Consider the following 11,799-nt stretch of genomic DNA (forward strand, 5'->3'; position numbering starts at 1 on the left):
AAAGCCGAAAACGACGCAATTTCGTTCATTCATAAGTAGTGAGACAGAATTAATTACACAATGTCATTGCGTAAGCGTGGCGTTAGCCATATGGAACGAAGTGAAATGAAGCAATCGCAAGGGTTGTGATTGCTTCCCTTCGCCCGCAATGACTGTAAATATTTTTGTCCAATTACTTATCATGGCAAGTTAGTGAGCGTGCGTAAGTCCTATTACATAATGAAGTACGGAAAGTCAGGGTAAAAAAATTTTGCTTATTGACTTTTATTCTTAAAAAGTCTATAGTTTTCGATGGAGTTAATTGCAAATAATTTGCAAAAGTATTGAACATAATTCTTAGTGGGGTAAAAAAATGGTAGTAGGTAAAAAAAGCTTTTGGGGTGTTGGTGGCGGATTGTTAGCCTTGACAGGAATAGTGTTGAGCGGTTTGGATTCTCCGCATCTAGCCATAGCTAACCCTTTGCAAAATCAACCAGCACCACGCTTAATTGCTCAGAAAATCAACCCTTTAACTATAGTTTTTCCTAGTCGCTCTGATTCTACAGACTTGCAAAATAAAGCTAATAATGTAGCTGCTTTTTTATCTAAGGAGATAGGGATACCCGTTAAAGCGCAAGTAGGTGATGAGACAGCCGCAGTAGAAGCTTTAAGAGCGAATCGGGCTGATGTAGCATTTTTAAGTAGTCGTCCGGCTTTAAAGGCTGAACAATTAGCAAATTCTCGGTTATATTTGGCAGAAGTTCGCAAAAATTACTCTGGTAGGTATACTTATAATTCTATTTTTGTTGTTCCCAATAATAGCCAATTAAAAAGTAAAAATTCTCCGAAAGCAACTTTAGAACAACTTAGAGGCAAAACTATTGCTTTTACTTCTCCTACATCTGGTTCCGGGTTTCTTTTTCCAGTGAGTGAGTTAGTTAAACAGGGTTTTGTCCCTAACCGCGATCGCTTGGAAAGCTTCTTTGGTAAAGTTAGTTATGGTGGAAATTATAGTAAAGCTTTAGATGCTGTAATTAGAGGTCAAGCGGATGTAGCTGTAGTCTCAGAATATGCTCTTTTCCCTCCCTATTTGGCGGCTGAGAATAGAGGTAAAGTCAGGATATTACATAAAATTTCTGGTGTTCCGGCTCATGGTATTGCCATTGATGATGATGTTCCAGTTGTGATCAGAGAAAAGCTAATTAATGCTTTATTGAAGTTAAATAAATCAGAAAATAATCAATTACTAAGCAGTTTATATAATTCCACAGAATTGGTAAGAGTTGATCATAATCGTCATCTTCAACCAGTGCGAGAAGCTTTGAAAAACGTGGGAATGGAATAATATAACCCCACCCCCAACCCCTCCCCGCAAGCGAGGAGGGGAGCAGGATAGAACAAAAATTATCATATTCCCATTAGCCATGACTATTGATCAAGTAGCACATAAAAATTATCATTTATCCAACTTATCTCAAAGTAACGTGAATTTTATTGAATGTTGTAATTTGGAAACAGGTTATATTGCATCTCTACAGCGACCAATTTTAAATAATATTAATTGCCAAATTAATCAAGGTGAATTTGTAGTATTGCTAGGACTGAATGGAGCAGGTAAATCAACATTATTAAAATCACTTGTGGGGTTAGTTCCCTTGATTAAGGGGGAAATTAAAATTAATGGTGTGTCTGTAAGTGAGCAAAACTTACCGCAAATCCGTCGAGATGTGGGAATGCTATTTCAGGGAGGGGGCTTAATTCGCCAATTATCAGCAATTGATAATGTTTTGTGTGGCAGGTTGGGGGTGAGAAAAACGAGGCAAACTTTATGGGGATTTGGGCAACGCGATCGCACCTTAGCCTTAGAATTATTAACACAACTAGGTTTGCAAGAACAAGCATATCAAAAAACTAGTAAATTAAGCGGTGGACAACAACAAAAAGTAGCGATCGCTAGAGCATTAATGCAATCTCCACAAATACTTTTAGCCGATGAACCCACCACAGGTTTAGATGTGGTAGCCTCACAACAAGTCATGGCAACTTTATCAGAATTGCATCAACAAGGATTAACTATAATTACCGTTTTACATGACTTAGCTCTAGCTAAAGAATACGCTCAAAGAGCGATTATTTTAGATAATGGAAAAGTAGTTTATGATGGCAAATGTGAAAATTTACAACAGCGATTTTTATCAACTAAGTAGGTTGGCGTTGAAAATTGTCGTTATGGCAAGGCAAGAGGCAAGAGGCAAGAGGCAAGAGTGAAGGGGGTTTAGGCGATTTTACATTTCTTTACACAGTTTGGTTTTATTGTGTTCACCTACTTATCTAAATAGGGTTTGCTGAAAAAGTTATCTGTGAGGGCTAGAAGTATGGCTAACGCCATGCTGCGCTATCAGGAGTCAGGAGTATGGCTAAGGGACTTCCAATTAAAAAAATACCCAAAAATTTCTTGTGGTGCGGGACGAATTGCCTGCTAATCATCAAGGACAGGCAGGATGCCCATCCCACAAAATTGGGTAATTTATTTTTTGGTGTTCCCTAACGCCACGCTACGCTATCAGCAAACCCTAAATAAAATAATTAAAATTATATGGAGTAATTTAAAAAAATGAAAAAATTTTCTAATTCACAAATTTTTCATCGTTATCCTTGGTTTATGCCTTCACTTGTCTTCCTATTAATGATAGGAGTTTACACTTGGGCATTACAAGGATTAAAAGTTGATCTGAAATTATTAAAAGATAGCTGGCCTTTTATCACAGACTTCATTTCTCGGTTATTTCCTCCCAACTTGCAAGTTTTAGACATTGCCATTAAAGGATTAATTGAAACCGTGCAGATGTCCGTCTGGGGAACATCCATAGGTGCAGTTTTATCCTTACCAATTGCCATAGCCAGTTCTAATAATATCGCCCCTTTATGGTTAAGATGGATAGCAAACTTACTGCAAAATGCTGTGCGTTCCGTACCTTCAATTATCTTAGGTTTAATCTTTGTCGCAGCTACAGGTTTAGGCGCACCCGCTGGAACATTGGCATTATCAATATATACTATTGGCTATCTTGCTAAATTTTATCAACAAGCGATAGAATCAGTAGATTATCATTCCTTAGAGTCTTTACAGGTAATTGGAGCATCAAAAATACAAATTGCTCAGTATGGGATATTGCCGCAAATATTACCTTTAGGATTAGGTTATACCCTATGGATGTTTGAATATAACATTCGTGCTGCTTCAGTTTTAGGAGTAGTTGGTGCTGGGGGAATAGGATTTCAATTAAAAAGCTATATAGATGGTTTTGAATATACCAAAGCCACAACCATGATGTTAGTGCTATTAGTAGTAGTCACAGTTATTGATTGGTTTAGTAGTAAATTACGCCGATACTTAGAGTCAATTTAGTATTTATCTGCGTTTATCTGCGTTTATCTGCGTTCAATTATTCCAAAAATCTTACCAATTCTTCCTCCTGACTCCTGACTGGGCGCGGGGCCCGCGCCCCTACCTACTGATTAATAAAATCCCAAATAGCTTCAGCGACAACACTGGCACAAGTTTCTGGTAAATTACTTTCTCCATGAGCAATATTATGTAACTGAACTTCGGGAATTAATCGGGCATAAGTATTACTTTTGGATATAGCAGATTGTGTATCTTGACCACCTTGCAAAATCAAACAGGGAACATTGATTTCCGGTAAGCGTTTTTCTAATAATTCTGCTGCTATTTCTGGTTGCTGGCGATTAAAAAGTAATTGACAAGCTGTGGAAGATTGTAACAATGTTTGTCTTAATTCTAAATCTCTAGCAATTTTTCCCTCCCAACCAATCAATTTGATAAAAGGCATAATTAAGCGTAAAAATTTAATTATTAAGGGTGAACAATTAAATAACCGCCGTTTTTTTTGCCATTCCTCTTTTTTATCTTCCGCTGCAACACCCTCTGGTGATAACAATATTAAGCCAGATATTTGTTCTGGATATTTTAAAGCATAACTAGCCGCAATCCAACCTCCTAGAGAATTACCAGCTAAATAGACCTTTTCTAATTTTAAAGCTTTTAAAAAATCAGCTAAACACTCGACTTGTAAATCTATGGAATGGTGAATTTTAGGATTTGCTGATTCACCAAAACCTAACAAATCTGGTGAAAAGCAATGGATGTTTTCAGCTAATAATTCCATTGTGGATACCCATTCGCTACCATCATTCCATGCACCATGTAGAAAAACTACGGGTATTCCTGTACCAACTTCACGCCAAAACAATACCCCTTGACTAAGTTTTATGCGGGAGTTACGAAATAAAATATTCATTTATTTTAACTTACTAATTTAGGTGTCTAAGTTGTGCAATTTCCAATTATAGACTTTAGAGTTAATTTCCCAACCCAGAATTTTAAATTTTCCATCTTTTATGCAAGTGTTGTTAAACCATTTAAGTAGTCTTGTAACTGACGAAAATGATCATGAGACATATCTGGTTTTGGCAAAGAACTAGGAGGAAAAGCTTGAATTTCCATAACTTCTAAAGTATCTTTGATTGCCATTTCTCCTTGAACTTCAGCTTCAACAGTAATACAGATAGAATGAATCCGAGGATCACGATCTGGTGAAGAGTAAACCCCCACTAAACGGCGGATTTTAACTACTTCTAACCCTGTTTCCTCTATCAATTCCCGACGGACTGCATGAGGAACATCTTCTCCCCAATCCACCATACCACCAGGTAATGACCAACGACCATCATCCTTTCTCCTAATAAGGACAATCTGACCATCAGGTAAAACAGGGATAATACTTGTACCAGTAATGGGGTGGCGGAATATAATACCCAGTACCGTTTGTCCAAAGTGCCATAGGCTGCGTGTGGACTGAATCATTGGTGTAAAAAAAGCAAAAATGTTCAAGTTGAAAATTACTTTGTTGTATTCTAAGTAGGTTAGCATTGAAAATTGTCGTTATGGGAGGGCAAGAGGCAAGAGGCAAGAGGCAAAAGGCAAAAGGCAAAAGGCAAGAGGCAAGAGGCAAGAGGCAAAAGGCAAGAGGCAAGAGGCAGTAGTGAAGAGGGTTTGGGCGATTTTACATTTCTTTACACAGTTTGGTTTTATTGTGTTCACCTACTTACGAATTACGAATTCCGGCGTTGCTGATTAAGGGTATGAATTTTAGTCTCACGCAAAGGCGCAATCACGCTTCGTGATCTCGAAGAGTAGACGCACTGAGGTTTGATTTTTAAAGGTTCAATTTGGAAATTTCATACCTCGATTCAGCAACGCCCGAATTCCAAATTCCAAATTACGAATTACGAATTACGAATTACGAATTACGAATTACGAATTACGAATTACCAATTAATGTTGTTTCTGCAATCTGGAAAATTATTTCTTCTAATGTCCGTAATAATTCTTGCTCATTGTACGGTTTAGAAAAATAAGCTTTTGCTCCTAATTGCATAGCTAACTGACGATGCTTACTACTACTACGGGAGGTTAACATAGCGACAGGAATATTTCTCAACTCTGTATTGTTGTTGATTCGCTCTAAAAAGCTATAACCGTCAATACGAGGCATTTCAATATCACAAATTACCGCTTGGACTTGCAAACCACTTTCTAGCTTTTCTAAAGCTTCTTGACCATCTTTAGCCTGTTCTACTTGATATCCACCTTTTTCCAGGGTTAGTGCTAGATAACGACGGACGTTAATGGAATCATCAACAATCAAAATTATGCTTTTTTGGCGACTAGGTTGATTGATAGTGGGTACTTTTGGCGGTTTGAGGAATGCAGTTTGTAATCTTGTTGTTGGTAATTTATTACTGATGTGGGGACGTTCATTTTTTGTAATCCATGATACTAAATCATTAGTATTAATGAGGGGAACTACTCGACCATCACCCAGAATTGTACAGTTGTTAAAACCACTGGGAAGGGGAATATTACCTTCTACTTGACGAATAGCTACTTCTTGTTCACCCCAGCAGCGTTCTACTTGAACTGCGACTTGTTGATGATCATGTTTGACTATCAATACACTTATAGCATTAATGATCGGCAGAGTTTCTAATTCCAGGTTATTGTAGCGGGAGCAATTAAATTCAAAGTAACTATTGAGACGCAGTAATGGTAATTGATTGTTTTGCCAGTTAATAAATTCTTTCCCGTTTTGGGAGAAGATTTGTTCCTGTTCTAGCAAGAAAATTTCCTCGATTACGTCTGTAAAAAATGCTAACACCAAGCGATCGCTCTCAACCAATAAAACCCGCGCAACTGACAGGGTAAATGGTACTGATAAGGTAAACTTCGTCCCCACTCCAGCTTGGGTGTCAACATTCACATCTCCTCGCGCTAATTTCAGGTTATTACGGACTACATCCATGCCTACACCACGACCAGATAAAGCTGTTACCTGTTCTGAGGTGCTAAATCCTGGTTCAAAAATTAATGATAGTAGATCTTCATCACTAGCGCTCGCTAATAAAGAATCGTCCAAACCCATTTTTAAGGCGCGGTGACGAATTTTTTCTAAAGAAATACCTTGACCATCATCACGAATAGTAATAATCGTGCGGTTACTATGGTAGACAGCTTTCATTTCAATCAAACCTTGTTCACTTTTTCCTTGCTTTTTCCGAGTAATAGGATCTTCAATTCCATGATCAAAAGCATTGCGTAACAAGTGCATTAAAGGCTCATTTAAAGCCTCCAAAATACCTCTTTCAATTAAAGTATTTCCACCTTCAATTTTTAATTGCACATTTTTTCCATACTCAACGTTTAAATCCCTAATAGCTCTAGGAAAACGTTCTACTAAATCGGAAAAAGGACGCATTCTCACCTGGGTTAATTGTCTTTGTAATTGTTTAGAAGTTTTATTTAGTTTTCTTGCTATTTGGTCTGTATCGTCCACACTTAATTGGATATCACTGGTAACTTCTGCCACTTGGACAATAGTTTCCATGACATTTTGAGATAATAAATTCAATTTTTGATAGCTATCTTGTTCTATAAAATTATTTTCTACTTCTTGATTACCATGATTATGAGTTATTATTTTTGCGTAAGCTGTTCGCAGTTCTTGATTTTCTTGATCAAGAATTTGGACTCTTTGACTGAGATTACGCACCAATTTACGTAATCTTTCCATTTGCACATTTAACCCATTACGTTGAATAATAACTTCTCCAAATAAATCATTAATTTTTTCTAAATGTTTACTAGGAACTCTAACTGTATTTTCCTGGTTTTCCCTTTCTTTAGGCAGTGAATTAATATCACTTTTACGTTCAGTATATTTATAATCTATGGGGAGATTTTCTGAGGTTGATACTCTATCAGCACTTTCTGGAGATAATTCAACATTTTCTAATAAATCAAAATCAGAAATAGCTGATTTATGCAATAAATAATCTTGCTGATTTGATGAAATAGGAGGAAGATCATGAATAACTTCACCAAAATCAATTCTAGTTGGTAAATTACCTCGTTGATTACTTAATACTAAAGTTTGAGATTGTCGCCATGCTTTTAATGCTAAATTAGCAATTTCCAAACAACTATCAGGGTAAGTTTCTAAATAATGGCTAACTGATTGACATAATTTGGTAAAAGCTGTTAATTGCAGCATTTCTCCTAACCCACTCAACTCAGTTGCCATCATTACCAACTCTACTCTTAACCCCGATTTATTGCTATTTTTTAATCTAGCTTCTAGGTGTTGTAAATACTCTTCAACTTCAGTTTCAAATAATAAAGGGATAATTTCTGTATCATCTTCAGATGATAGTAAAGTTGTAATATTTTCTGGAGTCGGTTCACCTAAACGCTCATAAAGTTCGTCAAAAACTGGATAACAAAATTTTCTTAACCAACTATCATCCAGATTATTACCCTTTGCCAATAACTCAACAATCTGTCGTAGCCAATCAACACTAGATAGTAATAAACTTTGTAAATGAGTATCAAGTTCCAAAGAATCTTTTTGAGTCTTTAAGACTTTAAAGGCATCTTCCAATTTATGAGCTAAATCACTTAATACGCGAAATCCCATCATTGCTGCTCCACCTTTAATAGAGTGGGCAGCTCGCATTGCAGCGTTAATATGTTCTAATTCAATGCGTTTGCTAATGTCAATTTCCAGTAATACCCCTTCTAAAGTATTGAGGTAATCAGTTGCTTCTTCCAGAAATTGCATCTGGATTTCCAATTCTTTATCTTTAGTCATTAGTCCTTAGTCATTAAGTAGGTTGGTGTTGAAAATTGTCGTTATGGCAAGGCAAAAGGCAAAAGGCAAGAGGCAAGAGTGAAGAGGGTTTGGGCGATTTTACATTTCTTTACACAGTTTGGTTTTATTGTGTTCACCTACTTATTTATTAATTCAGAACAAATGAGAATATCAATTAGGTGGGAAAGTCTCAATAGTATCTTTTAACTCTTGAGAAATATCTACTGCTTTTTGTAAAGATTGGGAAACTTGACGCGAATTATGAATATTACGTGCTGATACAAGGGTAATATCTTTAATAGTTTGACTCACAATTTGTGATGTTTGAACTTGAGATTGAGTAGAACTTAAAATTGACTGAATCAGGGTATCTATTTGCTGGGATACATCAGTGATTTTTTGTAAATTATGCTTGGCATTTTCAATAATATTGCTGCTTTGGGTAACTTGATTAGTTCCCATTGTCATTGTTTTTAATACTTCACCTGTTTCTTGTTGGATTTTGGCAATTATTTCCTCAATTTCTTGAGTAGCGGCTGCACTTCTGGCGGCTAATTCGCCAACTTCTTCAGCTACCACTGCAAAACCTTGACCTTCCTCTCCGACTCTTGCAGCTTCAATTCCCGCATTAATTGCTAATAGATTAGTTTGCATGGAAATTTGATTGATTATAGAAACCACACGGGAAATTTGTTGAGAAGATTCTCCTAAACGTCTCACTTTTTTAGCTATTTCATCAACTGTTTCTTGGACACAGAAAATATTTTGCAATGTTAAATCCATCTCTGCTCCAGTTTTAGTAGCTGTATGGTTAGCATCATTAATAATGGTGACAGCTTGCTGTGCTATATCAGCGGTAGATTGAATAGCAATGGTCATATTTTCAATGGTTTCTAAGCTTTGGTACATTTTTTCAGGTTCTAGAATTGCCTCTGTGGCGAATTTTTCTAAATAAACATTTACTTCACTAACAGCTTGTTGAATTTGATTGACAAGCTCAATACTATCCTGAAAATTCTGGAGTTCTAGGGAGTCTTGATTAATATTTGTTTGACTATGAGCTTTCAATTTTCTGATCTCTACTAGCAGATGAGATTGTTCTAAAGCATAGCCAATTTGTGTAGCAATTTGGGTTAAAAAATTAATTTCTCCAACTTGCCAAACATGAGGATTATAACAATGATGAGCAATCAAGAATCCTTGAATTTCTCCATGACTTAAAATTGGTGCTGTTAAACTACTTTGTACAGAAAATTTCTTTAACCACTCGATATAACTACTGGTTAATTTTACCTCTTGTTCAATGTCTGATATAGCCTCAAATTGATTACTTTTCCCAAGTTCTCGCCAGTGAGAATCATTGTTATAGACACCGAGCATTTTTTGACAATCATCAAGTACCGATTCAGCAATTACTTTGACAGATTGCGTTTTCCGATGGAGTTTATAAACGATGACTCTATCTGTTTTTAGAACATGAATAACTTCAGATATTGCTGTTTGATAAATAGCTTCAGACTGAAGATTTAGCCGAATTTTTCTAGTCACTTCTAGCAGTAATTTTAGCCATTCAATTTCTCTTTCTTGATCTTCTTGTTTGTTGACTACGCTTAGATGTATTTGCTCTTGAATTTCCTGAGCTTTTCCTATAGACGTATTCGCAATTTTAGCATTAATCCGCTGACTTAACCAAGCTACAATCAACGTCATTAATAATGCAATTAATGATGTTGTAGTAGCAGTTAAGTTTAAAAATTCTCTTTGTTGCTTAAAAGCGATCGCTGTATCTTTTTCTATGATTAATTGCCACTTGATCTCCGGTAAACCTGATATCTTGGAAAATGGTATATAAGTAATAAGTTGCTGCTTTTGATTATTTTTGGCAATGGCTGTAAATGTATCAATATTTTTGGTATTCAAAACATTAGTTAAACTCGGATATATATTTACGAGTTTTTCACTAAATATATCTTGATAGGAACTAATTAAAATTTTTCCTGCTGCATCTAAAAAATAATATTGATTATTCTTATCTATATAACCTTGTATTACTTTTTTTAAAGCCTTCAGAGGTATACGAGTTCTGACTATACCAATAGTATTACCCTCCACTGCATCCTTAATTGGTGCAGCTATATAAATCACTGTGCCGATATTTTTAACTATTTCTGGTTGACTAATAATAGGAGTATTTTGTTTAACTACCTCTTGAAAATAGATAAGTTGTCTTTCTGGACTTAAAGATTCTCCTGATGATTGCATCATCACTTGTCCATTCAGGTCAAATATGGCTACACTATCATAAACATTACTATTTTTGATCAAGCTATCCAAGGAGGCTTCTGTTTCTATATTAATTGTGCTGGGATCAACTTTCGATATTTGCCTAGATTTTTCTGCTATTGCTTTTTCTGTATCTTGTATCGGACTTGAAAAAGATATATTAGATAGGATCTGAATATCTCCATAGCGTTGTCCAATAAAGTTATTAACTTTATCACTTAAATTAATTGCTGTATTTTCTTGGGATGTAATAATTTGCTTTGTAATTAACTTACTACCAAACATATAAGCGATCGCCCCAATTCCCAAAACTGGTAAAGTACCAATAGCGATAGACAAAATTATAGATTTGGTACTTAACTTAAATTGTCGCAAATAGTCTAATCTCTCATACCAAGACCTCTGATCACTGGAACTTTTTCCTCTATTATCAACAACTTTAGTTGGAGAAATCAAAGATACTTGATTTTGAGAATTGCTACTTTGTTTGATATCAGTCTTATTCAACATATATTCCTCACACCACAACTATAAAATAAAAAATTACCACTTTTTTCGAGTATTAATTATTAGTTAATACAAAAAACATCTGAACTTAAAATATGTACTGCATTTAATACCAATAAAATTTCTTCTTGTTGTACCACACAACCACATAAGTAAGGTACTAAACTAGATGCTACTTGTCCGACAGGGGAACGGATATCATCAGCAATAAACTTGGTTGTTCCTTTAATTTCTTGAACGACTAAACCTAAAATTATTGATTCTATTTGAATAACAATAATATTATACTGACGCAATCGGTGATCAAGACATTCTAGATTAAACATCCTCGGTAAATCAACCACCCAAATTATATGACTGCGCCAATTCATCAATCCTAATATACAAGCAGGCATATTCGGAATAGCCGTAACCGATGTCACAGGTACAATAATTGCTTCCTGCGTATGAGCAATGGATAAAACAGCACCAGTTTGTTGATTAAGTTGAAATTTGAGATAGCCATCTTCTCGACTATTATGTATGGCTTGATGGTTAAAGTCAATTTGCACCTTTTTCATAAGTAAATGTAAATGTAATTAAAATCAGTTTATTTTCGTTTTATGGGATAACCATAAGTTTCTCCCATACTAAGTAGGTTGGTGTTGAAAATTGTCGTTATGGCAAGGCAAAAGGCAAGAGTGAAGAGGGTTTGGGCGATTTTACATTTCTTTACACAGTTTGGTTTTATTGTGTTCACCTACTTAACTTACTTATCATTCCAGTCCAGTAATTTCTCCATCTCCTCATCTGTGCCAAG

General features: G+C 35.7%; 8 protein-coding genes. 3 read left to right on the plus strand and 5 right to left on the minus strand.

What is annotated here, in order from left to right; translation table 11 throughout:
* The first annotated feature begins 352 nt into the window (after window positions 1-352).
* The 3 genes from FJR37_RS10380 (at window position 353) to phnE (ending at window position 3,388) form a co-directional block, all read left to right on the plus strand.
* Window positions 353-1,324: a phosphate/phosphite/phosphonate ABC transporter substrate-binding protein gene (locus tag FJR37_RS10380; protein ID WP_168465975.1), complete on the plus strand. Its 972-nt coding sequence runs from the start codon at window positions 353-355 to the stop codon at window positions 1,322-1,324.
* A gap of 79 nt (window positions 1,325-1,403) precedes the next feature.
* Window positions 1,404-2,186 (plus strand): phosphonate ABC transporter ATP-binding protein, encoded by a 783-nt coding sequence (locus FJR37_RS10385; RefSeq protein ID WP_081981513.1) that lies wholly within the window; start codon window positions 1,404-1,406, stop codon window positions 2,184-2,186.
* A 407-nt stretch (window positions 2,187-2,593) separates the two neighbouring features.
* Window positions 2,594-3,388, plus strand: coding sequence for a phosphonate ABC transporter, permease protein PhnE (phnE, locus tag FJR37_RS10390; RefSeq protein WP_053538224.1), 795 nt, complete (start codon window positions 2,594-2,596; stop codon window positions 3,386-3,388).
* A gap of 103 nt (window positions 3,389-3,491) precedes the next feature.
* Here the strand turns inward: phnE and FJR37_RS10395 are convergent, their stop codons facing one another.
* The 5 genes from FJR37_RS10395 to FJR37_RS10415 all read right to left on the minus strand — a co-directional run bounded on the left by FJR37_RS10395 (window position 3,492) and on the right by FJR37_RS10415 (window position 11,560).
* A complete protein-coding gene (locus FJR37_RS10395; protein WP_053538223.1) occupies window positions 3,492-4,301 on the minus strand; it encodes an alpha/beta fold hydrolase in 810 nt (269 codons plus the stop codon).
* A gap of 98 nt (window positions 4,302-4,399) precedes the next feature.
* Window positions 4,400-4,894: an NUDIX hydrolase gene (locus FJR37_RS10400; RefSeq protein WP_168465982.1), complete on the minus strand. Its 495-nt coding sequence runs from the start codon at window positions 4,892-4,894 to the stop codon at window positions 4,400-4,402.
* Between the two features lie 430 nt (window positions 4,895-5,324).
* Window positions 5,325-8,210, minus strand: coding sequence for a hybrid sensor histidine kinase/response regulator (locus FJR37_RS10405; RefSeq protein WP_168465976.1), 2,886 nt, complete (start codon window positions 8,208-8,210; stop codon window positions 5,325-5,327).
* Between the two features lie 171 nt (window positions 8,211-8,381).
* Complete coding sequence (locus tag FJR37_RS10410; RefSeq protein WP_168465977.1) at window positions 8,382-11,003, minus strand: methyl-accepting chemotaxis protein; 2,622 nt, start codon at window positions 11,001-11,003, stop codon at window positions 8,382-8,384.
* A gap of 59 nt (window positions 11,004-11,062) precedes the next feature.
* On the minus strand, window positions 11,063-11,560 hold the full coding sequence (locus FJR37_RS10415) for a chemotaxis protein CheW (protein WP_039203530.1): 498 nt from the start codon (window positions 11,558-11,560) through the stop codon (window positions 11,063-11,065).
* Window positions 11,561-11,799 lie beyond the last annotated feature (239 nt).

The sequence above is a fragment of the Aphanizomenon sp. UHCC 0183 genome (assembly GCF_009712065.1).
In the GTDB taxonomy this organism is placed as follows: Bacteria; Cyanobacteriota; Cyanobacteriia; order Cyanobacteriales; family Nostocaceae; genus Dolichospermum; species Dolichospermum heterosporum.